The sequence below is a fragment of the Paenibacillus andongensis genome, assembly GCF_025369935.1.
Lineage (GTDB): Bacteria > Bacillota > Bacilli > Paenibacillales > NBRC-103111 > Paenibacillus_E > Paenibacillus_E andongensis.
In genome coordinates, this window is the sequence record NZ_CP104467.1 from 6,988,521 (window position 1) to 7,011,642 (window position 23,122).

General features: G+C 43.3%; 29 protein-coding genes. 11 read left to right on the forward strand and 18 right to left on the reverse strand.

Features of this window, described 5'->3' with window-relative positions; genetic code table 11:
- Positions 1-96 precede the first annotated feature (96 nt).
- From NYR53_RS31125 to NYR53_RS31135, 3 genes are all read left to right on the forward strand, one after another.
- Positions 97-510, forward strand: a complete 414-nt coding sequence (locus NYR53_RS31125) for a MarR family winged helix-turn-helix transcriptional regulator (RefSeq protein WP_261302901.1) — start codon at positions 97-99, stop codon at positions 508-510.
- Between the two features lie 109 nt (positions 511-619).
- Positions 620-1,462 (forward strand): SDR family oxidoreductase, encoded by an 843-nt coding sequence (locus tag NYR53_RS31130; RefSeq protein WP_261302902.1) that lies wholly within the window; start codon positions 620-622, stop codon positions 1,460-1,462.
- Between the two features lie 138 nt (positions 1,463-1,600).
- Complete coding sequence (locus NYR53_RS31135) at positions 1,601-1,942, forward strand: YrdB family protein (protein WP_261302903.1); 342 nt, start codon at positions 1,601-1,603, stop codon at positions 1,940-1,942.
- A 7-nt stretch (positions 1,943-1,949) separates the two neighbouring features.
- On the opposite strand, the gene NYR53_RS31140 is transcribed toward NYR53_RS31135, so the two are convergent.
- A complete protein-coding gene (locus NYR53_RS31140; protein WP_261302904.1) occupies positions 1,950-2,246 on the reverse strand; it encodes a Rieske (2Fe-2S) protein in 297 nt (98 codons plus the stop codon).
- Positions 2,247-2,442: 196 nt separating this feature from the next.
- Here NYR53_RS31140 and NYR53_RS31145 point away from each other — a divergent pair, with 196 nt between their 5' ends.
- The 5 genes from NYR53_RS31145 (at position 2,443) to NYR53_RS31165 (ending at position 6,318) form a co-directional block, all read left to right on the forward strand.
- Positions 2,443-3,204 (forward strand): hypothetical protein, encoded by a 762-nt coding sequence (locus tag NYR53_RS31145; RefSeq protein ID WP_261302905.1) that lies wholly within the window; start codon positions 2,443-2,445, stop codon positions 3,202-3,204.
- Between the two features lie 98 nt (positions 3,205-3,302).
- On the forward strand, positions 3,303-3,998 hold the full coding sequence (locus NYR53_RS31150) for a response regulator transcription factor (protein WP_261302906.1): 696 nt from the start codon (positions 3,303-3,305) through the stop codon (positions 3,996-3,998).
- On the forward strand, positions 3,995-5,560 hold the full coding sequence (locus NYR53_RS31155) for a HAMP domain-containing sensor histidine kinase (protein ID WP_261302907.1): 1,566 nt from the start codon (positions 3,995-3,997) through the stop codon (positions 5,558-5,560). The genes NYR53_RS31150 and NYR53_RS31155 overlap by 4 nt, the downstream gene beginning before the upstream one ends.
- A gap of 211 nt (positions 5,561-5,771) precedes the next feature.
- Complete coding sequence (locus NYR53_RS31160; RefSeq protein ID WP_261302908.1) at positions 5,772-6,104, forward strand: winged helix-turn-helix transcriptional regulator; 333 nt, start codon at positions 5,772-5,774, stop codon at positions 6,102-6,104.
- Between the two features lie 55 nt (positions 6,105-6,159).
- The gene (locus NYR53_RS31165) at positions 6,160-6,318 is read left to right on the forward strand and encodes a hypothetical protein (protein ID WP_200984434.1); all 159 of its coding nucleotides are present in this window, start codon (positions 6,160-6,162) and stop codon (positions 6,316-6,318) included.
- Positions 6,319-6,640: 322 nt separating this feature from the next.
- Here NYR53_RS31165 and NYR53_RS31170 read toward each other — a convergent pair whose 3' ends face one another.
- The 12 genes from NYR53_RS31170 to NYR53_RS31220 all read right to left on the reverse strand — a co-directional run bounded on the left by NYR53_RS31170 (position 6,641) and on the right by NYR53_RS31220 (position 14,736).
- On the reverse strand, positions 6,641-6,931 hold the full coding sequence (locus tag NYR53_RS31170) for a type II toxin-antitoxin system RelE/ParE family toxin (RefSeq protein WP_261302909.1): 291 nt from the start codon (positions 6,929-6,931) through the stop codon (positions 6,641-6,643).
- Positions 6,916-7,098 carry a hypothetical protein gene (locus NYR53_RS31175; protein ID WP_261302910.1) on the reverse strand — a complete coding sequence of 61 codons (183 nt, stop codon included), beginning with the start codon at positions 7,096-7,098 and terminating at the stop codon, positions 6,916-6,918. Before NYR53_RS31175 ends, NYR53_RS31170 begins: the two co-directional genes overlap by 16 nt.
- A 276-nt stretch (positions 7,099-7,374) precedes the next feature.
- Positions 7,375-7,605: a hypothetical protein gene (locus NYR53_RS34575; RefSeq protein WP_367618598.1), complete on the reverse strand. Its 231-nt coding sequence runs from the start codon at positions 7,603-7,605 to the stop codon at positions 7,375-7,377.
- A 242-nt stretch (positions 7,606-7,847) separates the two neighbouring features.
- The gene (locus NYR53_RS31180; protein WP_261302911.1) at positions 7,848-8,138 is read right to left on the reverse strand and encodes a tetratricopeptide repeat protein; all 291 of its coding nucleotides are present in this window, start codon (positions 8,136-8,138) and stop codon (positions 7,848-7,850) included.
- A gap of 203 nt (positions 8,139-8,341) precedes the next feature.
- Positions 8,342-8,953, reverse strand: a complete 612-nt coding sequence (locus tag NYR53_RS31185; protein ID WP_261302912.1) for a hypothetical protein — start codon at positions 8,951-8,953, stop codon at positions 8,342-8,344.
- Between the two features lie 218 nt (positions 8,954-9,171).
- Positions 9,172-9,768, reverse strand: a complete 597-nt coding sequence (locus NYR53_RS31190) for a hypothetical protein (RefSeq protein WP_261302913.1) — start codon at positions 9,766-9,768, stop codon at positions 9,172-9,174.
- Positions 9,769-9,982: 214 nt separating this feature from the next.
- Complete coding sequence (locus NYR53_RS31195) at positions 9,983-10,243, reverse strand: hypothetical protein (protein ID WP_261302914.1); 261 nt, start codon at positions 10,241-10,243, stop codon at positions 9,983-9,985.
- 550 nt (positions 10,244-10,793) lie between these two features.
- Positions 10,794-11,519: a hypothetical protein gene (locus NYR53_RS31200; RefSeq protein WP_261302915.1), complete on the reverse strand. Its 726-nt coding sequence runs from the start codon at positions 11,517-11,519 to the stop codon at positions 10,794-10,796.
- Between the two features lie 249 nt (positions 11,520-11,768).
- Positions 11,769-12,239: a hypothetical protein gene (locus NYR53_RS31205; protein ID WP_261302916.1), complete on the reverse strand. Its 471-nt coding sequence runs from the start codon at positions 12,237-12,239 to the stop codon at positions 11,769-11,771.
- A gap of 271 nt (positions 12,240-12,510) precedes the next feature.
- The gene (locus tag NYR53_RS31210) at positions 12,511-12,975 is read right to left on the reverse strand and encodes a DinB family protein (RefSeq protein ID WP_261302917.1); all 465 of its coding nucleotides are present in this window, start codon (positions 12,973-12,975) and stop codon (positions 12,511-12,513) included.
- A gap of 207 nt (positions 12,976-13,182) precedes the next feature.
- Entirely contained in the window at positions 13,183-13,473 is a 291-nt protein-coding gene (locus tag NYR53_RS31215; RefSeq protein ID WP_261302918.1) for a tyrosine-type recombinase/integrase, read from the reverse strand.
- 525 nt (positions 13,474-13,998) lie between these two features.
- Positions 13,999-14,736, reverse strand: coding sequence for a ThuA domain-containing protein (locus tag NYR53_RS31220; RefSeq protein WP_261302919.1), 738 nt, complete (start codon positions 14,734-14,736; stop codon positions 13,999-14,001).
- Between the two features lie 213 nt (positions 14,737-14,949).
- Here NYR53_RS31220 and NYR53_RS31225 point away from each other — a divergent pair, with 213 nt between their 5' ends.
- Complete coding sequence (locus NYR53_RS31225; RefSeq protein ID WP_261302920.1) at positions 14,950-15,891, forward strand: helix-turn-helix domain-containing protein; 942 nt, start codon at positions 14,950-14,952, stop codon at positions 15,889-15,891.
- Between the two features lie 49 nt (positions 15,892-15,940).
- Here the strand turns inward: NYR53_RS31225 and NYR53_RS31230 are convergent, their stop codons facing one another.
- The 3 genes from NYR53_RS31230 to NYR53_RS31240 all read right to left on the reverse strand — a co-directional run bounded on the left by NYR53_RS31230 (position 15,941) and on the right by NYR53_RS31240 (position 18,061).
- Positions 15,941-16,759, reverse strand: coding sequence for an SPL family radical SAM protein (locus tag NYR53_RS31230; protein ID WP_261302921.1), 819 nt, complete (start codon positions 16,757-16,759; stop codon positions 15,941-15,943).
- A 187-nt stretch (positions 16,760-16,946) separates the two neighbouring features.
- A complete protein-coding gene (locus NYR53_RS31235; protein WP_261302922.1) occupies positions 16,947-17,495 on the reverse strand; it encodes a methylated-DNA--[protein]-cysteine S-methyltransferase in 549 nt (182 codons plus the stop codon).
- 23 nt (positions 17,496-17,518) lie between these two features.
- Positions 17,519-18,061 carry a bifunctional transcriptional activator/DNA repair enzyme AdaA gene (locus NYR53_RS31240; RefSeq protein ID WP_261302923.1) on the reverse strand — a complete coding sequence of 181 codons (543 nt, stop codon included), beginning with the start codon at positions 18,059-18,061 and terminating at the stop codon, positions 17,519-17,521.
- A 155-nt stretch (positions 18,062-18,216) separates the two neighbouring features.
- Between NYR53_RS31240 and NYR53_RS31245 the strand changes: the two genes are divergently transcribed.
- Both NYR53_RS31245 and NYR53_RS31250 read left to right on the forward strand, forming a co-directional pair.
- Positions 18,217-19,167 (forward strand): DNA-3-methyladenine glycosylase 2, encoded by a 951-nt coding sequence (locus NYR53_RS31245; RefSeq protein WP_261302924.1) that lies wholly within the window; start codon positions 18,217-18,219, stop codon positions 19,165-19,167.
- A gap of 203 nt (positions 19,168-19,370) precedes the next feature.
- Positions 19,371-19,994, forward strand: a complete 624-nt coding sequence (locus tag NYR53_RS31250; RefSeq protein WP_261302925.1) for a DedA family protein — start codon at positions 19,371-19,373, stop codon at positions 19,992-19,994.
- Between the two features lie 88 nt (positions 19,995-20,082).
- Here the strand turns inward: NYR53_RS31250 and NYR53_RS31255 are convergent, their stop codons facing one another.
- The gene (locus NYR53_RS31255) at positions 20,083-21,300 is read right to left on the reverse strand and encodes a multidrug effflux MFS transporter (protein WP_261302926.1); all 1,218 of its coding nucleotides are present in this window, start codon (positions 21,298-21,300) and stop codon (positions 20,083-20,085) included.
- A gap of 189 nt (positions 21,301-21,489) precedes the next feature.
- The gene (locus tag NYR53_RS31260) at positions 21,490-23,121 is read right to left on the reverse strand and encodes a response regulator transcription factor (protein WP_261302927.1); all 1,632 of its coding nucleotides are present in this window, start codon (positions 23,119-23,121) and stop codon (positions 21,490-21,492) included.
- Position 23,122: the final 1 nt, after the last annotated feature.

Below are 23,122 nucleotides of genomic sequence, written 5' to 3' on the forward strand. Positions count from 1 at the left end.
ACCCCCCTTTAAAATATACTTAGACCCGCAGCCCGTTGCTGTGGGTCACTTTTTTGTTATAATGTATAGAAACAACACGAAAAAGGGCGGCTTCTTATGGAAAATGACCAAGAATTGATTACGACCAAATTTCGCGAAATTAAAAATGTCATCTCCTCCTATTTGATGCAGGTGCTGCCTCACTTTCACATTACACCGATTATGATGTATGTCTTGGAGTTTCTGCGCAAACACCCTGAATGCATCGCTGTGGATATCTCCAATGAATTCGGGCTAACTAGAGGAGCTATCACTCAGCTGTTAGATAAATTGGAATTGCAGGGTTTGGTCATCCGCAAGCCGCATCCCACTAGTCGCAGAAGTCAGCTCGTTCAAATGACGGATAAAGGAAATGAACTGATCAATAACATTTTAGCTGCGTATAATAACAAAATCGAACAGCTATTCACCCCCTACTCCAAGGAAGAATTGGCTTCACTCAAACAGCTTTTAGAAAAATTGCCGCTATAATCCCAACGCCCTGTTGGGATTTTTATTTTTATCTTGACTAATTTGTTTAATCATTATATTGTTTAGTTAATAAACAGTTTAAAACTTAAACACATAAGGAGTGTTTTGAATGAATAAAATTATTGCAATTACCGGAGCCTCATCGGGCATTGGATTAGCGACTGCACTGAAATTTTCTGAGATGGGTTGGACGGTTTACGCTGGTACACGCAACGTAGAACGTGATCAAGAGCAATACGGCCATCAGGCTAATCTTCATTTTATCGAAATGGAAGTTACCAGCCCTGAATCCATGGAACAGGCATTTGCTGTTATCGAAAAGAACCACGGTCACCTTGACGTTTTGTTCTGTAACGCAGGCTTTGGATTTTTGAGAGCCTTGGGGCAAGCGACTATGGAGGAGATTCATAGCGTTTTTGATACGAATGTGTATGGGGTTATGCATACGATTCGCGCAGGACTACCGCTTCTTCGCAAGTCAGATGCTGGGCATCTGATTGCTACAACGAGTGTCGGCGGCCTAGTCGGACAACCCTTTAATGAGATTTATTGCGCGGCTAAATTTGCTGTTGAGGGATTGTTAGAAAGTTTGGCTACCTACTACAAGCCTACATTCAATATTGATGTCACGCTGCTTGAGCCCGGAGCGATTGCAACTAATTTTAACAGCACCGTCCTCGCTCACGTTCAAAAAACAGGCGGCATTCTAGAGGATGAATATAAACCCATTATCACACAGTATTTGGACAACTTCTCAAAGCGGAATTCGGTGCCTCAAACGTCTGAATCGGTTGCAGAGGTGATGGTTCAATTAGTCACGGAGCTGGATCCGAAGCCATTGCGCATTCGAACTTCAGAAGCTGCGGAAGCTTTCGTCCAATATAAAGTGAGTCATGATCCTACTGGCCTAGACGGCATGCTCAACACACGTAAGCTGCATTTGAATATGTAACAAAATCAAATACCACCTCGGAGCGTAAAAACGTTCCGCAGTGGTATTTTTTAAATCCAAAAAAAGATTGCATAAACTAATATCATTAGTTAATATATTATTATAATTAGTTTATTACTGGATGGGAGTGTTATTTGCATGATGATCATGATGAAAGCCGCCAATTTGGGCTTACGTTTTCTGTTGGAGCTTTGCATCCTTGCTTCCCTTTGTTATTGGGGATTTCACGTTGGCAAAGGAGGGCTGCTCAAAGGCGTTCTGGGCATTGGGACTCCACTGCTTGCAGCCATCCTATGGGGCATGTTCGTTTCACCGAAAGCATCAATAACCGTCTCTCAGCCTCTTCAATTTATCATCGAACTCGTTATTTTCGCAGTTGCCATCATAGCTCTTTATGTAACCGGCAAACATTCTCTCGCTATTTGTTTCGCTCTTTTTTACATCCTTCATTGCATACTGAAGTTCCTATGGGAGCAATAAATGGCGGTCACATTTGGGCGACAAGCAGCCCATCTTTTACAATTACGGTGTACGCGGTTAGACTTTTTGAAGGCACGTTTAGACACACGCCTGTATGCGAATCGAATTCCCAACCATGCAAGGGACATACCAATTCCCCGCTTTCCTCTTCTACCAAACCCCCAGCATGCGGACATTTGCGCGACACTAAACGGTAGCTACCCAGTTCGTCGTTTTTCAAAATCCAGTACTTTTGGCTTTCAATCTCAACTTCTGCGGGTAGATCTGTGAATCGCTCTTCTGGACCCAGTTCAATTTCCTTCATCCTAATCCTCCTAGTAAAATGGCAAAATGTTGATTACCTCTGTCTTACTAGTTTATCGCAATCCACAAGCTTCTACACATAATTTCCCACAATGTTACGATAGGATGTCCATAATCTTTCGGTACAGTAAGGGTGTAAGGGACATGACAAACTAACCTCCCTACAAGCTACATATAACCGAGAGGAGTTTTCTAAAATGAAAACACAATGGAAAAAACGCGCAGCTCAAACTAGCCTGCTAGCCGTAATCGCAACTATCGCATTCGGAGCCGTCAACGCATCCGCAGCAGACACGAACAAAGAAACGAAATCGATCCAAGCCGCCGTCCAAATCTCACAACCTGAAGGCAGCAAACCAGTCATGATGTTCCGTACATCATCCGCTAGTGCAGGTTTACTGATGCAGCCATCGCATGAGCGCAACTACTGGAAAATGCTTGCCAGTACCTATGCACCAGAAACCTTATCCGACTGGAAAAAGGCGCTGGAAGATCGCAAACAGGTCGAAAATGAATTTCCAAAGCCTGCTTTTGCCAAAAAAGTGATCATTAAGAAAGATGCTGAGACCGGTAAAACAGAGGAGAAAGTCCTGACTGAAGGCGATGCGCTTCCATTAGAAGGGCTCCCAGCTTCCGTTACTGCCGTCCCAGCCCTTCCTTCTGTTACCATCCATTCAGATGGTGAATTAACGCCGCCTACAAAAGATATCATGATCAAACAACTGGTTACCCAAGCACTCCCATATGAGGGTGCAGTAGCTGGTGATATAATGAAAGCGGAGCTGCCCGAATCTTTCAAACGACAGCAGAAATTAACAGAAGCGGTGGAAGCAGATGATGCCGCGGCGATTAAAAGCTTATTGCCTGAATTGTTGAAGGATTATGTGAAGCAAACCGAAGATCTTCGCGAGTTGACGAAGAAATTAAAAACAGAAATTCAAACACCAACTGAGAAATAAAGATGGTTTAGTTAATTGAATCTAGTGGAACTGATCGCATTTGAGCTGATCGGCTCCACTTTTTCCCTATGTAGTCAGGAAAGTAGGAGATTATGCACATGTATCACATCTATCTGGTGGAAGATGAAGAGGATTTAAGAGGCGTCCTGGCAGCGTATTTAGAGAAAGAGGGGTGGCACGTGCGATCGTTCCCCGACGGAACTTTAGCCCGAGAAGCAATCTCGGAGCGGCCGGACTTGTGGGTCCTCGATATTATGCTGCCCGGCGTGGATGGTTATCAATTGATGCGGGAAATCAAGGCGGATCAACCGATGCAGCCTGTTATCTTCATCTCCGCGCGGGATGCAGATATTGATCGGATTATTGGACTAGAGCTAGGAAGTGATGACTATCTGGCCAAGCCCTTTTTACCGCGGGAGCTCGTGATTCGCACACGTAAATTGCTTGAACGCGTCTATGGGGACCGAATTGGCGGATCCTTGACAGCCGCTCAAGAACGCCGCGTGAAGCTGACAGTTGGCCCCTATTTGATCGATGAGCAAGGCCGCATCGTGACTGACGCCGATGGAACGAATCCGGAGCTTACGTCGAAGGAATTCGAGCTGCTGCTTTACCTAGTGAATCACCATGGACAGGTACTTGAACGTCAGCAGGTGCTAACCGCTGTCTGGGGCATCGATTACTTCGGTACGGATCGTGTCGTTGACGATTTGGTACGCAGATTACGCCGTAAACTGCCGGAATTGCGACTTGAAACCGTATATGGTTACGGATATAGGATGGTGAAAGCATGAGAATGCGTCTGGGAAATTGGCCTCTTGCGGTCAAGCTATGGGGGGCGTTCGCTTCCTTAACACTTTTGATTTTCACACTGCTCGCCATTCTGCTTCCTTGGACATTGAAGGGGTTTTTCACTGAGCAGCTATATGATATTTTACTCGATACACAGAGCGGTCTTCGTGTGGAAAGCGGCAAAGCGGCGACTTTTGCAATCCCCGCGGAGCCAATCATTCAACTTCCGATTTCTAGTGTTGTACAGGGTATACCTATGGACAAGCGCATTTTGGTTGTACCGAAAATGGACCTCAATGAAGCCAACAACCTCCTCCCTAATTCGACTTTGACGACACGGACAACGGCGCCTTTGCAAGCGACATTGAGCGGACCCGCGATTCAGCATTTCATGATAAGCGGTACGGCCAGCAATCAAACATGGGCTTCGAGCGCTGCCATTAGCGAGCCATTTGTGCAGGCTATGGAGAAAGATGCCTTCGCACAACAACTGCCCGTAGAGAAATATACGCGGAATATTGAGAACAAGAGTATCTTCTATGTGATTCGCAAAGAAGGTGATCTAGCTAAGCCCAACTTCATCGTCTCGTATGCTTGGGGAAATTATCGCAACGACCTCGTGATGACGATGTTTGGCAGGCTCATGCTGCTGATGGTAGGTCTTATCGTCATTAGCTGGCTCCCCTGTCTGGGAATAGCTCGCTATTTCACACGTCCACTCGTTCAGATGGAGCGCCATGTCGGGCGGATGGCCGAACGTGACTGGCACGAGCCTATCACAACAAGCCGCAAGGATGAAATTGGCCGGCTAGCCAAAGCGATTGAATCCATGCGGCAGCGGTTAGTGCGCCAGGATCGGGCACAGCAATTCTTCCTGCAGCATACGTCTCACGAGCTGAAGACGCCTGTGATGGTGATTCGCAGCTATGCGCAATCTATTCAAGACGGCGTCTATCCGAAGGGAACCCTCAATGAGAGCGTTGGCGTTATTATGAAAGAGGGCGAGCGGCTGGAGAAACGGATTCGCGATTTGCTGCTGCTAAATAAGTTGAACTATTTGACGGCCCGCGAGAAGCCGTTTCAGCCTTTTGAGATTAGTGCTGTTATTGAGGATGTGGTTGAGCGGCTGCGGTATCGGCGTCCTGAAATCAAGTGGGAGATGGATCTCACTCCTCATACCCTACTCATCGGTGATCAGGAGCAATGGAAAATCGCTATGGAAAATATGCTCGACAACCAGCTCCGCTATGCCAAAAGCTGCATTCGTATCAAGGTCAAATCAGAGTCATTCGACAATAAGAATGAGTTACAAGGACAACCCTCTTTATCTGAGTTTTGTATAAGTAATGATGGCCCGCTTCTTGATCAAGCTATCGCGGACAGCCTTTTCGAGCCCTTCCGCTCCGGCGGAGATGGTCAATTCGGACTCGGACTCGCCATCGTGAAACAAATCATGGACCATCACGGCATGACGGTTCGAGCGGCAAACCAGAAAGATGGCGTATCCTTTTATATCGAGCCTGGGAAGCATGCAGACAAATCTAGCGTCCCAAAAGTTTCATAAGGACGAAAAAGCACAAGTAACAGGGAATCGTTTCCTGGTCGCTTGTGCTTTCTTCAAAGTGAATGGCCGTGCACTTTAACATTTCCGTTCTGAGTGCTATTATATTTGTATTCGATCTTTATGATAAGTACATACTTCGGAGTAGTATAGATACCTTTAAAGTATATAGGTACTATAAAGTACCCTTATTTTCAAAAGGAGGTTTACGACTATGGCCTATAATGTTCCAGTTGAAGCCACACTTGATGTGATCGGCGGTAAATGGAAGGTCGTCATCTTGTGTCATTTGGACAAAGGCGACAAACGAACAAGCGAGCTAAAGAGGTTAATGCCTGACATTACCCAGAAGATGCTTACTCAGCAGTTACGCGAATTGGAACAAGACGGAATGGTGAAAAGAACAAGTTATGATCAAGTACCGCCGAAAGTGGTCTATTCCTTAACCGATTATGGTTGGTCATTCAAACCCATTCTGGATGCCATGTGCAGCTGGGGAGAGCAACATATGAAAGAAAAAAATATGGAACCCCTATTAACTCATTAGTTTAAACGCTGAGCTATGATGGTTTACAAGTAACTAATCTCAGGAGGTGTTTACTTTGAAGATCATGATTTCAGCTTCGGAAGCCATGGAAAAAGGAGTCTGGTCAGAGATCCTTCGACTCTTCGGGAGAGATAAAGATGAGGAGATATGGCCTCAGGAAGAGTTTATTTTGACGGAGGAGCAAGCGCTTAAGTTGAATCTTATAAAGAAATGACTTATAACGATGCCAAAGAAGGCCAACCAATAGTAATAGTGGGTGGTCTTTTTTCTAGTACTTTTAGAGGAGGGCAGCCTATTCACTGGCTTTAGGCGCGTTAGCGCCGGGTCCGCTGGACTTAGCCAATGCAGGTGTGTATGATGAATCCACTTCCTCGGCATACCTCTTGCAGACCACGGATCGCTTGCGATCCGCTGCGGGAAATGGTGATAGCTGATGGGGCCTTGAGTTGCTAGCAAAAATTGGTTGGTTTTATTTCTTCTAATTCAATATTTTGGATCGTACTATAAAAATAATACCCACATTTGATGTGGGTGATTCATTGACCATTCCAGTTCATAGCTCCGTGTATGAAACTTAAAATAACGACTTGATCTTCTTCAATTCTATAAATCATTCTATATCGGTGAATAAATATTTCTCTTACATCCTGATCGTTAACTTCAGGTACGATTCTCCCTCTATTCGGAAAAAGGTTCAACGTTTTAGCTCTTTCCATTGCATCATATAAAAATGAGAGAGCGTATCCTGGGGAATCTTGATGTATATATTCTACTGCTCTTTCTAAATCATTACTTGCAGTTTCAGTCCATACTACTGATTTAGCCATTTAGACATTCGTTTCTCCATTTCTTCATGAGATATAACGTTACGCTTGTCTAAGTCATCAAGTCCTTGTTGGATCTTCTTTCGAACATATAATGTATACTGAATGTCTTCGAGTGAGCAATCATCAGGTAAATTGTCAATTATTTGTTTCACTTCGTCTTTAAGCATGATTATCACCTCAAAAATAATTATAACATATATTCCAATTTAACTTCTACGAAAACACCCACACAATAAGGGTTTTAATAAATATCACTTCGCCCTTTTAGCTAACGTTCTTGTATTCACGAACCCGAGAAGCTTAAGGCGCGTTAGCGCCGGGTCCGATGGACTTAGCCAGTGCAGGGGTGTCTGCCTGAATTCACTTCCTCGAAATGCCTCGGGCAGACCAAGGAGGCTTATCCCCCGCCGCGTGAATACGGTGTTAGCTGATGTCATTGCCTTCTATGAGCTGCTTAATCGGTCATTTAGTATCTCTTTAAGTTTCAACGCTTTAGTATTAAATGGATCTATTTCAAGTATTCTTTCTATCCAGTTTAATGACTTAATATAATTTCTAAGTTTGTAGTGTATTCTACTTAGTTCAAAAGACAACTCAATATCAAATACCCTAAGGTTAAATAATCTTTCCAAATATTCTAAGGATACTTTATAATTATTTACTTGAATATTCATCAATCCTATATTCCATAAAGCATCTTCATTATCTGGATTTTGTTCAAGAAGCTTATTAAGCTCAAATAAAGCCTCTTTACGGTGATCTAAATTCCAAAGTACTAATCCATAATTTAATATTGTTTCTTCTTGGTTTCTATTAAAATTTAGAGATTCTTCATATGCTTCTTTTGCCAGGACTAAGTTATTGACACGTTCGAAATATACGCCCAGGTAATAGAAAGTGTCTTCTGATTGATTATTTACTTAATTGCTTTCTTAAACTGATCATAGGCTTCAGTAAATCTTCCTTGCATTAAATATACGCGCCCTATATTTGTAATTGGACGCTCCCAAGTCGGCTCTAACTTACTCAGCCTATTAAACCAATCTAATGCTGCTTCATAATTTCCCAACGTCAACTCGCAGCATCCTAAATAATTCATCGAATCTGTAACATCTACATTGATTGTATATGATTGTAAAAAGTAACCATACGCTTCCCTGTACTTACCCTCTGCATATAAATCATCTCCTTGGTTATACAGAGACATGGTTAATCCTCCTGGAAATACTTCTAATATAATGCTGCAATGATTTCAGCTAAAGTTGTTGTGTTCCCGACGCCTTACCGACTTAAGCCCCATAGGGGCGGCCGCGACGCGGTTAGTCGGAGCAGGTGTGTCTGCTGAATATGCTTCCCCGAAGTTCCTCTTGCAGACCAAGGCTCCGTAGGAGCCGCAGCGTGAATATGATGTTATCCGATGCCCATTCGCTCCTCTGAGATACTAGACAAAATACTTTCAATCTGTTCTCGAGTAATAATAAAAATATTTGTTGTATCGAAGGTATTCTTCTCAGCGCTCTTTAAGAAACTTAAATAATTTAAGGTTTTAATAAACGCTCTGAATTGCCTTTCATTCCAAGGTATAAGTATAGCTACCCTGCCTAATGCAGAAGCGTTAATAATTCCACCAATTAAATGTTTTTGAGTAACAGCATTTTCTATTTCAATAGATATAAAGCACCTAGCATTTAAATTCATAAAAAGTTTTTCATCTAAATCTGAAACTATATTATATGAATATCTTCCTAAATTATGTAGATGTGAACTTAATAATCTCGTACAAAAATCATAAACATTTTTATTTCTAATTAATTGATTGTAATCAAGTATGTATGATTCTTCATAGGCGAAAGGACCAACTACGAGATCTAATCGCGGAGAGTAAATATCGCTACTAATTGAAGCTGACCATTCGGTCCTTATTAAGTGTTGGTCGAAAATCACCTCCAATTTCTCTGCTAACTGTCTTTGAAATATTGCCACTGAATTGTGAACTTCTCTAGGGAAATGATCTCTTCTCATTTAATTATCTCCTATTTTGAATGGGTTTCGGATAAAGTTCTTGTATTCACGAACCCTCACTGGCTTAAGGGAGCGTAGCGACCGGGTCCAATGGACTTAGCCAGTTCAGGGTTGTCTGCTGATTTCGCTTCCTCGAAAACCCTCTTGCAGATCAAGGGCCGTTAGGCCCGCCGCGTGAATACGGTGTTAGCTGATGCCTCCGGCAACTCGAGTTACAATCAAGATTCCTTATTAAAATCTCTTACAAATTCTACTATATCTTTGAAGTATGGTATTTCTAATAGTATAGGGTTAATTGTTTTTAATTCAGTTACAAATTCTTTGGTTTTGTTTATTAGCTCATCTTCAAACTGTTTCCAGTTTATAGTTTGATCTATGATTTCAGATTTCCGTGCTCCAATTAATAATTCCTTATTAATCTCTATGACCTTCATTCTTCCAACCATTAAAAACCTTAATTCACTAATGGTCAATAGATCGTCTTGTTTGCATATTTCTAGCCATGTTATTGGGTTTTCAATGTATTTGACAGCAACATAATTACTCTTTTTCAAGCACTTGTAAGCTTCTATAAGATGTGAAAAATGAGTGCTTATTATTTCTGATAATCCACGAATTTCCTGCAATTCTTTCTCATTATCACTTGATGGGTAATATAAGTAACAGTGCTTGTTGATCTCCATTGAAAACCAACCATATATACTCTTGAACTCTCTTGTAATATCTTCATAATTTAATTTTTTTAATTCTTTAATGTCTTCTTCAAAGATTTTATACCTTATTAAAAAAATGCTACTCACCTCAATTACTAGCAAAATGTGTTTCAATATTTTCAGAGGTTTCAGCTAACGTTGTTGTATTCACTACGCCCCACCACCTTAAGCCACAAAGTGGCGGCCGCGATGCGGTTAGGTGGTGCGGGTGTGTCCGCCTGAATTATCTTCTCCGAAATGCCTCGGGCGGACCGAGGGCCGAATGGACCGAAGCGTGAATATGGTGTTAGATGATGTCACAGTCCCTCAGTTAAGCTTACAAATTCCTCTTTATCTTCTTGTAAATAGTTCTTAACAGGTTTTTAAGTTTACTAGGTTTAACAATCCGAATATCCTTGACCTGAATATCACCTTTTAGTTGATAAAGACCTTCCCTTTGATTTCCTTTTAGATAGCTTTCAAACAGTTCAATTCCAGAGTCATATTTGTCCTTAAGATCACTTCTAGCTGGATCTTTCATTCGCAATTTTAATTCTCCCAAAATTTGTTCAACCTCAAAGTATTCTAATTTCATCATCCTACTTGAACAATATGTATCGAAGCTTGAAAAAGCCCCTATTAGAAAATCATCTAGGAACATATTCTTCCCATTTTAAATCAACTTCTCACCTAATTTATGAAAATCAAATCCAACAGACCACGCTTGAATGGACCATTTTGCTTCTTCTAAAAATAAATCCCTAATAAGTTCTAATGGAAAGTATAACTGCTCGTTCTCCATCACAAAATTAATTACTTCTCTTCTAAATTCTTGATTTGAATCAGAAAACTCTTTTGCATGGTTTCCATTCTAATTAAAAATAATTTTGTTTTGCTCTTGGGAACTGTATCCCGTTGTAAAAGATAATAGCTCCATTAAATTCGCCCTTTACTGTGATTTCATCTAACGTTCTTGTATTCACGAACCCTCACCACCTTAAGGACCGTTAGGTCCGGCCGCGATGCGATTAGGTGGTGCAGAGTTGTCTGCCTGAATTTACTTCCTCGAAACCCATCTGGCAGACCGAGGGCGTCAGCCCGAAGCTTGAATACGGTGTTATCCGAAGGAACTGGCCTCTTAGAATTGCTCACAAAATGTTTTCATTGACTTCAAGTTGATTAAAGTAATGGTTAATGTAATATGTATTCATCTCAGTGTATAAATTATATATTTCCCAACACTCAAACCCCCTTGGTGGAATGACCTGTTCTTGTTTAGTAGTTAAATACATATTTATTGAATGCTGTTTAGAAGGTCTATTAAATATTGAGTAAATAATTGTAATATAAAAATTATTAAACCTTTCACTATAGACATTACTTGGATGTTCGTCATCAAAGTGGAACTCTCTTTCATTTCCACTTACAACCAGCATGAATCTTAATTGATCTGACAAAGGATTAAACTCGAAGGGTAGTTCAATATGATGATACTTATTTTTAGGGATGTAATTATAGGAACTATCAACGAAGTCTCCGCAAACTCTAAATATTACAGGTACAAAAAGATTATCCCGCTTTAACCCTGGAGTAATATTGTAATAAGGTAGTTTCTCTGTTTCAGTAAATTCGATAGTTCTTTTTATTGTATTTGTATTTACACTTTGAGGGCTATTATGGATAGAGATATGTTGACCTCTATATGGTAAATACATTTCAGAGGCATCTGTATTAATGAGTTCTTGAAATGTATCCTTTGGAATTCTCACCTGTTTTTGTCCAGGAAATTGGATATTTAAATCATTACTCTTTAATTCCACCACAGTAAATAAAGTCTTTAGTACTCCGTTTGTTTTTATTGTAAAACGCTTCATTGATTCACACTCCAGTATTACAGCCTCATCGATTTAGAATTTTATTTGAAAAGTTCAGTTCTTTCGGGATAACGTTGTTGTGTTCCCGAACCCTCACCGACTAAGGCCCTTAGGCCGGGCGCGATGCGCTTAGTCGGTGCAGGGTTGTCTGCCTGATTCCACTTCCCCGAATTTCCTCGGGCAGACCAAGGAGCGTCAGCTCCGCAGCGGGAACACGGTGTTATACGACGTCCTTTCTTCATCGAGTTATCATTCAAAATTGTTTGTTCGATGTTTAATAGTATCTCTAGCTCTTATAAGTCTTTTATAAGGTAATTCTGGAAAGTGGTTACCCCAGAGTCTGAAATACTCTTCATTACCTAAATTTTTTAGTTTTGTAATTTCTCTAAATATAATGTTCATTAATGATTTAAGCTCAACCTTATCTTCATAGACACATACACCTTCATCTAAATCATATGTAGAAAAATTATCATCAAATTCAAAGACATTAAATAAACAAATATTGGTCTCTTGTTTAACAAAAATTCTATATTCACCTAGTTCAGTTTGAACTCTTACAATTACTTCATTGGCACCCTCGGCTAACGTGGAAATCCTATCAGTGAACTCATACACAAAATCAGTTAGAAAAGATCCTGGTATGTAAAACTGTTTGTCATCACTAGTAAAATTTATATTTATCCATCCCAAATGCTCTAATTGTAAAGTAAGATTCATATTTATAAGCCCCAGAATTATGTATTAGAATAATGGTTTAATTAGTTATTTGAACTTATCTAAAGGATGTCGTATAACGTTCTTGTATTCACGAAACCTCACTGGCTTAAGGGGCGAAAGCCCCTGGTCCGACCGGACTTAGCCAGTGCAGGGTTGTCTGCTTGAATCCGCTTCCTTGAATTACATCAGGCAAACCAAGGGCCGCAAGGCCCGCAGCGTGAATACGTTGTTATAAGATGTCCCCGCCTTCGAAGAATTACTGTAGAAATTACTATTCATTAATTAAAATCTGTTTTATTTTTCTTATACATTCCAGATGATGTTCCTCATGTTTTATATGAAATTGGAACATGTTTTTTATTGTTTTCACTCTTGGAATAAATGGTACAATTAGAGGTTGCTCTAATTTACCCTTCGAGTTTTCAATTATCGATTCTAATTGATTTTCTAAATTACTTACTATTTCCTTAAATACAGGTTCATCTCCCCAGCATTCTTTAGGAACTGTCCCTTTGGGAAAAATAGTATGATAGTGTAATGATTCTCTTCTTTCCAATTTTATATTTGGAAAAATACCATGATCCCAGCCCACTAAAATATGACCCAAATTCCATCTAATATTATTAGAAAAACCTTCAGGTATTAAATCAATTATATTATTCGGTAAATCTCTCACTTCATTTAAGGTTTCGGTTCTTATCTTCTTAAATTTATTGAAAATTTGTTTTTCATTCATAGCATCTCTTTTCCTTAGGATTGTCTAAAAAAGATGCGGGGATTTCTTATAACGTCTTTTTCACGAAATTCGTTGATACAATAAATTCAGTAGTATTTGTGAATTTCGATAATATTTCGGATTGCGGTGGATTTGTGTACTTACTGATGTTAGGTTTACATCAAAGATCAATTTGATCAAGTGGACTCTTAATACGTCCGACATCTTTTACACTACATGAGTATACCGTTCGGTTGTCCGAGTACTTTGATGACCGAGCAATTCCTGGATATACCGAATATCAATGCCTCCCTCTAATAAATGAGTGGCAAAGGAATGACGCAACGAATGTACACTTACCTTCTTCCTTACACCTGACGAAACTAAAGCTTGTTCAAAATTTTTTTGTACGGAACGTTCCGTCAAATGGCGTCCCTCCGTCTGTCCGGGGAACAGCCATACTTCCGGTTTTTCTTGTTGGGAGTACTGTTGAACGATTTCAAAAGCAGTATCGGACAATCATTTTTCAATCTCCTTTCCTGATCAGAATTCCATTGAGGTACTAAGAAAAGTGAATCCGAAGTACTTTCTTTTTGAGAATTGTGCCATATTTGAAGTAAATAACACTCCTCAAGCAATTGAGATTCTATATAAAATTTGCAGTTCTTAAAAACGTTCAGTAGTTGCCTTATCACTTCTATTGTGTAAGGAACAGACCAAACAGAATCTTTAGGAATCCATTTTCTCCAAAAACTTAACAGCCAATTTCTTTTCATTACGCTTTGATAACGATATCTCCATCTCATATCACCTTTTCATTTTATCATTGGTAGAAAATATTGGAAATCGAAAAAGGAAGGTATACAAAGTCCATAAAGACTTTGCAACCTCCCCGATGCTTTCGGTACTTATTTATTTTTTGCAATATTCTATATTTTACCATTAAGGTTGCATAGCGTAAACGGAATTCCTCATGGAAACCTACAACCACCGCAAAACAAAAAAATGCCCCCGATAACCGGGAGCATTCCTATCACATTACACTTAAGCTTTGACTTTTGCTTTAATTTCTTCAAGCGGCTTGTGGTTACCGTATTTCGGGTACTCACGTGTAGATGGAGCCGCCCAGTGAACCGCATTGCTGATAACGCGGCGGATTTGTTCATTGTAGTACGTACGGTACGTCTCGTGTCCAGGACGGAAGTAGAAGATTTTCCCGTTGCCACGGTTGAACGTGCAACCGCTGCGGAAAACTTCGCCGCCTTCGAACCAAGAAACCATGATTAGCTCGTCAGGCTGCGGGATATCGAAGTGCTCACCGTACATTTCTTCTGCTTCAAGATCGATGTACTCGCCGATACCTTCAACGATTGGATGACCTGGAGCAACAACCCAAAGACGTTCCTTCTCATCCGCTTCACGCCATTTGAGGTCACAAGATGTGCCCATCAGCTTTTTGAACACTTTGGAGAAATGTCCGGAATGAAGTACGATAAGCCCCATGCCTTGCCATACGCGCTTTTGAACGCGGTCAACGATTTCATCTTGCACCTCGTCATGTGCCTTATGTCCCCACCAGATGAGGACATCTGTGTTATTCAAAACTTCTTCGGACAAACCGTGTTCAGCATCATCTAATGTCGCATAAGTGACATCAACTGCTCCGCTTAAACCTTCGCCAATCGCCGTATGGATACCATCTGGATACGCTGCGCGTACGACTTCGCTTTCTTTTTCATGACGGAACTCGTTCCAAACCGTTACTCTAAGCTTCTGACTCATCTTCTTATTCCCTCCAAGGTAGCGTATTCATTCATACTTTTGAGTATAGTCACTCCCTCGCCGAAAATAAAGGCAAGATCCTGCCTAATTCTTATTCAATAGTGCCCTTCGCCTTCAAACAATGATATACTCAATACTGATAAACCTTGCGTTTCGCCACTTTTTACGTATTCAAAAATGTCTTTCATAGTAGTGAGTGAGGTATACAAATACATGGACTCTATTCATAGCACTAGCACCTTTACCGAGATTGTTAATGAGGAAGTCATTTACCAGAATCCCTTGCTCTTTTTGAAAATTTGGGAAATGAATTCTGACACCAAGCAGTTTGGGCCTCCAACTCCTTGGCGTTGGCATTCACATATGCAAGTTGAATTTCTTGTCGTCATAGAAGGGCAACTCGGCATCCAAACGAAGCACGACTATACGGTGATGGCACCTGGGGATGTCATGGTTTTGGGCTCGTCCCAGCCACATCGTACACATAAGTATTCGGCGGATGCCTTGCGACAGATCGTTTTTCAGATTGATCTTAAGCAGCATTTTGACCTCAGCACCATGCCCTACCTGCACTGTTTCTCGGAGCTGACTCATCCGCTTGAGCAATTTAATGAGCTTTTTCAAGGCAATGCAGCTGTTAAGCAAGAGGCTTACAACCTTATCATGCAGATTTACGAAGAATCGCAATCCCGCAGGATTGGGTACGAGTTGGCGATCAGTGCAGCGATTAAAAATCTCTTGCTTTTAATGCTGCGCAATGACAACCGAGATTTCTCGGCACTCGCCGAGGACTCCGGCATTTCACGCGTGCGTCCGGTACTAGACTATATCGACGAGCATCTGAGCGAACGGATTTCGGTTGAAGACATGTGCAGTGTGCTTAATTTAAGCTATCATTACTTTATTAAGTATTTCAAAAAGGTCATGGGGATATCCTTCGTCGATTACGTTAATTACAAGCGGATCAAAAAAGCCGAGCGTCTCCTTCTCACAGGCGACCTCAGCATTATGGAAGTAAGCTTTGAAGTAGGCATACTGAATATGGCTCAGTTCTACAAGCTGTTTAAGCGGCATAACCAATGCTCGCCCAAAGAATTTAAACAACGCATGCGCAGTCAATCAGAATTGACGCCTCATCTTGCGCAAGCGGACTAGCCACTTATAGCCTCCACGGGAGAACCCGTAGGAGGCTTTGTTATATCCATCAAGGCAGGAAGCCTTGTTGACTGACAAACACACGCTCCTGCGGGAAATGCCGCAGGAGCTGTTCACGCACGCGCTCGTACGCATCCCGACTGTACCAGTCTGGGAGCTCCAGCGCGTCATAGATAGCGCGCACGCCGATGCGTTCCGTGCGCTTGCCCCCACTGCCATCGCCCATGAAGTAATCGTCGATGCACACCCGACCCACGATGCCCGCGAGCAGCTCGGCGAAATGCTCCGAGCTCGGCAGCGCTGGCGCTATCGTGGCCTGCACGGGAATGCCGCGAGCTGCGAGCTCGCGCAGGGCTTGAAGCCGCGCCGGAATCGGCGGCGCGGACGGCGTGAACGCTCGGCGTATATCCTCGCGGTCGGTCTCGACCGTCATGCTGACTCTTACGCGTTCGCCGAGCAGCTTTAAAAGGTCCGCATCCCGTGTCACGAGCGGGCTGCGGGTTTGAACGAACAAGAAGTCCGGCGGATTCGCGGACATCACCTCAAGGAGCGAACGGGTGATTCGCTCCTGATGTTCGATCGGCTGGTAGGGATCCGTGGCCGATGACATGAAGATCCTTACCGGCCCTTTGCTCTTCGCTTTGGCCAGCTCCTTCGCTAGAAGCGCGGCCGCATTTTCTTTTACATCGACCCATTCGCCCCATGCATCGCTGCGGAATAGTGCGACCGGCATCTGCCTCACGTAGCAGTAGGAACAGGCGAAGGAGCAGCCGGTGTAAGGATTTAGCGTGTGCGTATATCCCTTAAGAAAACCGCTCGCTTTGGTGAGCAGCTGCTTCGCCATCTTCCGGTTTACGTCAATCTTCAAAGACTCACCTCCACTTTTCCCAGTCGAAATCTTCTCCTTCGATTGATGTCCACCCGTGGTGAGGAGGCATCATGAATGTATCGGCGTTGGATAAACTCCAATAGAATCGGTTATCCACTGGCCAGAATTAAAAAGTACTGTAGAAAATCCAATGGATTAGGGTTAATGCACCCATATCCGCTCACAATCACAATCCTGCTCGCTCCAACAACAGCAGCTTCTCCTTATTCCGAAGTCCGCCGCGGTAGCCAGTCAGTGACCCATCCTTCCCCACTACACGATGACATGGCACCACGATAAGCACCGGGTTAGCTCCAATGGCAGTGCCTACAGCCCTAACTGCACTGATTTTATCCAGCTCCTGGGCTACCTGTGAATAACTAAACGTTTCCCCATGTGGGATCTCATGAAGCACATGCCACACCGACTGCTGAAAAGTAGTACCACGCAGATCCAATGGTAATGTAAATGTCGTGCGTAGTCCTTTCAAGTACTCCTCTAATTGAAGGATATATGGCTGCAGCTTCTCTGTATCCTCTACCCAGTTAGGCTCAGGCAGCTGCGCACGTGCCCATTTCGCTAATTCCAACCACGCACCCTCATCTACACCAGGGGCAGGATCTGCCTCATGAAATTGCAAATAGCAAAGTCCCTCATCCGTTGCCGCCATCAAAAAGTTATTCTCCAATAAGTGAACGACTCCCCAGTAGATGGACTTGGTTGGTTTAGTTTGCATCTTCGAACCCTCCTCGGTTATGTTTAAATTGGTTTTATTTGACGGAATTCCGATGGCGAAAAACCGGTCTTTTTTTGAAATATTGTGGCAAAATGTGCCGCATTCGGAATCCCCACTTGAACACCAATCGCATTCACAGGAGCACTCGTCTCTAGAAGCAGTCGTTTGGCCGCTTCGATGCGTACTTGTTGAAGATAAATTAGAGGCGTGACGCCTTGTACGCGTTTGAAAGTCCTTTGCAGATGATAGACACTCGCATAAAAGTGATCTGCCAGGATAGTCAGCGTCATAGGCTCGGCATAATGCTCTTCAATGTGAGCCGCCATAAGCGATACCCATTCTTCATCAGGCAGCCTCACGCCGTCTGGCCTGCACCTTTTGCAGGGTCGATAATTTTCCGAGAAAGCGGCTTGTCGGTTCCCAAAAATCCGTACATTCTCCCTTTTAGGCACCCTTGATTTGCAAGATGGCCTGCAGAAGATCCCAGTTGTCGTCACCGCATAATAAAACGTACCATCATAAGCCGCATCATTCGCAACAATCGCTTTCCAAAACCGTTCTTGCATGACTACCGCTCCTCTCAGCTCGATTTCCCTACTAGCTCAGTATACCCAAACTATGCTGCTCTTGTAAGGGAAGGAAGATGAGAAAGCAAGATTACGAAAGCCGCTTTCAGCGATAATAGAGGAAGAAACTTTATCAGATAAGAGGAGAACTTAACATGCCACATCTTCAATCCTTTGACCCTTCTATCCTAAAATGGTGCGAGCAGACGAGCTCCCTTACACTGCCGCTTCCGGATCCTTTTCGATATGAGCAAAATCTCGATTACTTATCCCGATCCATCAATGAGTGCCTATTCCATGTGGATAACTTAACTATTTACAAGCTGCTTCCGGTTGGGGATAACCATGTACTTTACGCTGTCAACAGTGAGGATAATTCCCGGCTGTGCATTCAACTGCTCCATACTACCGACGGTACCCTCACCCCCGACATTCGTGAAGAGGTGGCTCGTTATGTGTGGGAGTGGTTTGACCTCGGCACCGACCTTACGCCGTTCTACGAGTTGGCCAAGGGTGATCCTCTGCTGAAGCAAGTCACACAAGACTTTTATGGGCTGCGCGTGATGGGGATTCCGGATCTATTCGAAGCGATGAGCTGGGGCATTATCGGACAGCAAATCAACCTAACTTTTGCCTATACGCTCAAAAGACGACTTGTTGAAACCTTCGGCACGCGGCTAGACTGGGAAGGACGAACGTATTGGGCTTTCCCTTCACCAGAGCGAATCGCCGAGCTCACGCCTGATGCTTTGACTGCCTTACAGTTCACGGGTAAAAAGGCTGAATACTTAATTGGCGTCGCCAAGTTGATGGCGGAGGGGCTGCTTGTTAAAGAGGAGCTGCTTAAGCGGAACAATTTTGCAGAAATGGAGAAAGAGCTGTTAAGTATTCGCGGCATCGGTCCTTGGACGGCCAATTATGTGCTGATGCGCTGTTTGCGGAACCCCGCTGCTTTCCCTCTTGCCGACGTGGGCTTGCACAATGCTTTGAAGCATGTTCTTGGCTTAGAGCAGAAACCGACTATTCCCCATATTCGACAGCTTGCTGAAGGATGGCATGGATGGGAAGCTTATGCGACATTTTATTTATGGCGTGTATTATACTAGCCGAAATGATGGGATTACTTGAGTGTACCCTATGGATACCTAGACTAAGGTCCTGAACACAACTTGACTTTCTGACGGTTCATAGCTTTACTTGAAACAGGTATAATGTTATGGAAGATGGTTCATTTCTGCGCAAATAAGAGATATTCATGCAAATTTCTGCAGCAAATATTACTTTTTTTGTTACAAGGAGAGCATAAGTCATGAAGTTTATGGGACTAATTGAACAATTATTTGCACAATATGGCTATTGGGTATTGTTAATCGGTCTGCCACTGGACGCTATTGCGCTTCCGATTCCTCCGGGAAATACGACGATGACGTATACGGGATTTTTAGCTTATAAAGGGGTACTTAATTGGTTCTTAGCCATGGCTGCGGCCTGGGTAGGTTCTATAATCGGCATGACGATTACCTATTGGATCGGATACAGACTGGGAACGCCTCTCATCGAACGATATGGAAAACTGCTGTTTTTGAAGCCCGCACATCTGGATAAATCTAGAGAATATTACGCGAAGTACGGAAACAAATTGCTGCTTTTCAGTTATTTCATACCGGGAATCAGACAGTTTATCTTTTATTTTGTAGGCATCATTCGCGTTCCTTACCAAATTTTCGCTTTATTTGCCTTCACGGGCTCAGCTTTATGGGTGGTTGTATTTTTCGGAATTGGTTACCTTTTCGGTGATCAGTGGCTCATCATTTTTATGTGGGTTGAAAAGTTTTTAGTGTACACTTTGATTGGGTTGTGTGTTGCAGTGGCTATTTTACTACTTATAAAATGGCGTCACCGTTTAAAAACGGGGCTGCAAAAGCCTCAATAAAGCAGCTGCCTAAACCCCTTTATATACGAAAAAGGTTGCCCCTTCGGTCTTAGTTAGATCCAAGGAGGCAACCTTTATTTGATTTTTATTATGCTTTTTTTCGGGTGAGTAAAATAAAACATAGGATCGCTCCTATTTCCATCACGGCTATGATGATGCCTAACGGAACCGCGGTTTGGCTGCCGCCAATACCGACCAACGGAGCAACTAGACCTCCTATGATAAAAGAAAGCAAACCTAACAATGCTGCGGCGCTGCCTGCTGTTTTCCCTTGATTTTGAAGAGCTAGGGAGGAAGTTGCTACAGAGACAGGTCCTACGCTAGAAACGATAAAGAAAAAAGCCGCCAAAACCGCATATAACCCTGCCCCGATAAGGGTAGAAATGAACAGTAACAAGCCGCCGAAAGCGGCAATGGCTAACCCACCAGCTAGCAATCGATGATTGCTTACTTTACCTGCCAGCTTACCTGTAATTTGACCGGCTATGATAACACCCATACCGTTAATCGCGAAGCACAGACTGAATATTTGTGGGGAAACGCCGAAAATATCCTGCAGCACGAACGGGGAACCCGATATGTAGGCGAACATGCCAGCAAAAACGAGCCCTTGCGTTAACGCGTAGCCCATGAACATACGGTCTGTGAGCAGGCCGCCGAACGTTCGAAGCGTATTCGTGAGTCCTCCTTTGGAACGACGCTCTGGCGGGTGTGTTTCCTTCAAGCTGAGCACAGTAGCGAAGAGCATAACCACACCGATCAGGCTCAGAACAAGGAATACGCCACGCCACGAGGTGAAGTGCAAAATTTGTCCACCAACGATGGGAGCAAGTATAGGGGCTGCCCCATTGACCAGCATTAAAAGTGCAAAAAATTTCGTCAGCTCCACACCTTCATACATATCACGAACAATCGCACGGGAGATGACGATGCCAGCTGCGCCAGCCATGCCTTGAACGAAACGCAGACCCAGAAATACCCAGATCGTAGGCGAGAACATGCATAGGACCGAGGAAATCGCATAAATAACGAGTCCGATCAGCAGTGGCATTCGCCTTCCGCGCACATCACTCACCGAACCGGCGATGAGCTGACCGATTGATAAGCCGAGCATGCAGGCGGTTAAACTCATTTGTGCCAACGAGGTAGTCGTATGAAGATCATTCGCGAGCACAGGCAGCGCGGGTAAGTACATATCGAGCGAGAGTGGGCCGAAAGAAGCCAGTGAACCGAGCACGAGCACGATCCATAAACGGTTTGAACGACTTACCGATAGTCTCGCTTGGGAAGCAACAGGATTGGACATCACGTATCACAAACTTTCATTCGTAGTAAATTTACGCTACCATCGAGATTTGATTTTGTCTAGTAGGTAACTTTTACAATGCTCTTTTTAACCGCGAAATAACGCCTACTTGTTCCTCTTCCTCCAGATTTCGGATGTTTTCGTCCAAATAACGAATCGACGTTCCTCTAGAAATCTAGGTTACCAATGTTAAGACGACTGATTCGCCTTCGTTTGTCCACGATAAGCATTCGGCACAAACCCCGTATGCGCTTTAAACAGCTTACCGAAATAGTTCTTATTCTCGTAGCCCAGCATATCCGAAATTTGTTCGACGTTTTTGTCTGTGATTTCCAAGAGCTCCTTCGCTTTTTCCATCTTTAGCCGTGTGACGTATTCGATGAAATTCTCCCCAGTTTCCCGTTTGAACAATCGGCTTAAATAGCTTGGATGCAAATGAAGATGGGTGGCAGCATCTTCGAGGGATATTTTCATATGCAGATGATTATATACAAAGCGTTGACACTCCAGAATTTCACGGTTGTGTGACTCGCGATATACCTGGCCTGCCCATTGAATGGCCTGTTGAAGGTAATCCTTGAGCCATAGCTCAAGCTCACGGAGGGATGACAATTCATGAACATCATGATGCAAGAGCTCCGAGGAAAAGGTCGATTGGTAATGCTGCAGCGACTTGAGCCGCATCCGTACGTCGAGAATCATCTTCAGCAGCCATTCCTTTACTTCCATCGGACGAAACCGGTTATACTGGATAAAATCGATCCACTTCGAGACAAACACGTCAATCATATCGAGTCGCTCATCAAAAACGACACTCCGAAACTCATCTAGGGCTTCGGAGTAATGTGCTAGCAGCAACCCTCCGTCCCCGAATCCATCTCTGACATGACCCAATTTGATAACCGATGACTCCGGCAAATAAAATCGCAAATTCTTCCCTTCGACCATTCGAATCAATTGATCTTTTAAAGACCTCGCATCTTTGACTGGGCTTCCCGTTAGAAAGGTGAATGAAAGCTTCGTGTATTGCTGCAAGCTGCTTTGCAGCTGCCTTAGTGTCTGCTCCACCTTCTGGCTGTTGTTGACGTGAAGCTCCGAGTAATGTGGAAACAACAAAACAAATTCCCCGGTATCATAAGTGAAAAGCGCTGTCTCCTTCTGATCGACAAGCAGCTCTTCAACAATATTCTGGATGGTGTATTCAAACAGATCCTTGGATTGAAAGCGATTGTCTGCCTCCTTCACACGATTCGCGTAACCAAAGACTGGAAGCACGCCATGTTTGCCAAGACGAATACCGAATCCTTCCGCTTTCAACGTCCAATCTTCCGCATCAAACAAGGGCTCATTCACCGTACTGCGGATAAATTGACGCTTGGACGCACCACGGTGCTGATAGGCCTCCTTTTCGAGCTTGCGGCTCTTCGACAATACTTGGACCTCCGCGTCCAGCTGTTCCTTCAGCCTTCCCAGCAACTCAGAAATGTTGCCAACGTTCATCGTTTCCTTCAAAATATATTCGCTTACCGACAGCTTCATCGCGGTTTGCGCATAGTGGAAATCATCGTGACAGGATAAAATAACGGCCTTCACATGAGGATGAACCTCACGCAGATGTCCAATGAGCTCCAGTCCATTCATGCCAGGCATGCCAATATCGCTTATAAGCACATCTGTCTTTTCCTGGCGGCCCGCTTCGAGCGCATCCAGTGGATTCTCGAAAGCGCCTGTCAACGCAAACCCTAATTCTGCCCATTGAATTGAAGCCTTTAGAAATTCAAGCACCGGTAAATCATCGTCCACAATAATAACGGAGTACATG

Coding starts and splice junctions, on each gene's coding strand:
- NYR53_RS31125 (WP_261302901.1), top strand. CDS start 97: ATGGAAAATGACCAAGAATTGATTACGACCAAATTTCGCGAAATTAAA.
- NYR53_RS31240 (WP_261302923.1), bottom strand. CDS start 18,061: ATGCAAGAACGGTTTTGGAAAGCGATTGTTGCGAATGATGCGGCTTAT.
- NYR53_RS31225 (WP_261302920.1), top strand. CDS start 14,950: ATGGACTCTATTCATAGCACTAGCACCTTTACCGAGATTGTTAATGAG.
- NYR53_RS31205 (WP_261302916.1), bottom strand. CDS start 12,239: ATGAATCTTACTTTACAATTAGAGCATTTGGGATGGATAAATATAAAT.
- NYR53_RS31180 (WP_261302911.1), bottom strand. CDS start 8,138: ATGTCTCTGTATAACCAAGGAGATGATTTATATGCAGAGGGTAAGTAC.
- NYR53_RS31255 (WP_261302926.1), bottom strand. CDS start 21,300: ATGTCCAATCCTGTTGCTTCCCAAGCGAGACTATCGGTAAGTCGTTCA.
- NYR53_RS31250 (WP_261302925.1), top strand. CDS start 19,371: ATGAAGTTTATGGGACTAATTGAACAATTATTTGCACAATATGGCTAT.
- NYR53_RS31150 (WP_261302906.1), top strand. CDS start 3,303: ATGTATCACATCTATCTGGTGGAAGATGAAGAGGATTTAAGAGGCGTC.
- NYR53_RS31210 (WP_261302917.1), bottom strand. CDS start 12,975: ATGAATGAAAAACAAATTTTCAATAAATTTAAGAAGATAAGAACCGAA.
- NYR53_RS31185 (WP_261302912.1), bottom strand. CDS start 8,953: ATGAGAAGAGATCATTTCCCTAGAGAAGTTCACAATTCAGTGGCAATA.
- NYR53_RS31175 (WP_261302910.1), bottom strand. CDS start 7,098: ATGCTTAAAGACGAAGTGAAACAAATAATTGACAATTTACCTGATGAT.
- NYR53_RS31245 (WP_261302924.1), top strand. CDS start 18,217: ATGCCACATCTTCAATCCTTTGACCCTTCTATCCTAAAATGGTGCGAG.
- NYR53_RS31200 (WP_261302915.1), bottom strand. CDS start 11,519: ATGAAGCGTTTTACAATAAAAACAAACGGAGTACTAAAGACTTTATTT.
- NYR53_RS31235 (WP_261302922.1), bottom strand. CDS start 17,495: ATGCAAACTAAACCAACCAAGTCCATCTACTGGGGAGTCGTTCACTTA.
- NYR53_RS31220 (WP_261302919.1), bottom strand. CDS start 14,736: ATGAGTCAGAAGCTTAGAGTAACGGTTTGGAACGAGTTCCGTCATGAA.
- NYR53_RS31145 (WP_261302905.1), top strand. CDS start 2,443: ATGAAAACACAATGGAAAAAACGCGCAGCTCAAACTAGCCTGCTAGCC.
- NYR53_RS34575 (WP_367618598.1), bottom strand. CDS start 7,605: ATGAATATTCAAGTAAATAATTATAAAGTATCCTTAGAATATTTGGAA.
- NYR53_RS31135 (WP_261302903.1), top strand. CDS start 1,601: ATGATGATCATGATGAAAGCCGCCAATTTGGGCTTACGTTTTCTGTTG.
- NYR53_RS31130 (WP_261302902.1), top strand. CDS start 620: ATGAATAAAATTATTGCAATTACCGGAGCCTCATCGGGCATTGGATTA.
- NYR53_RS31140 (WP_261302904.1), bottom strand. CDS start 2,246: ATGAAGGAAATTGAACTGGGTCCAGAAGAGCGATTCACAGATCTACCC.
- NYR53_RS31195 (WP_261302914.1), bottom strand. CDS start 10,243: ATGATGAAATTAGAATACTTTGAGGTTGAACAAATTTTGGGAGAATTA.
- NYR53_RS31170 (WP_261302909.1), bottom strand. CDS start 6,931: ATGGCTAAATCAGTAGTATGGACTGAAACTGCAAGTAATGATTTAGAA.
- NYR53_RS31160 (WP_261302908.1), top strand. CDS start 5,772: ATGGCCTATAATGTTCCAGTTGAAGCCACACTTGATGTGATCGGCGGT.
- NYR53_RS31260 (WP_261302927.1), bottom strand. CDS start 23,121: ATGTACTCCGTTATTATTGTGGACGATGATTTACCGGTGCTTGAATTT.
- NYR53_RS31155 (WP_261302907.1), top strand. CDS start 3,995: ATGAGAATGCGTCTGGGAAATTGGCCTCTTGCGGTCAAGCTATGGGGG.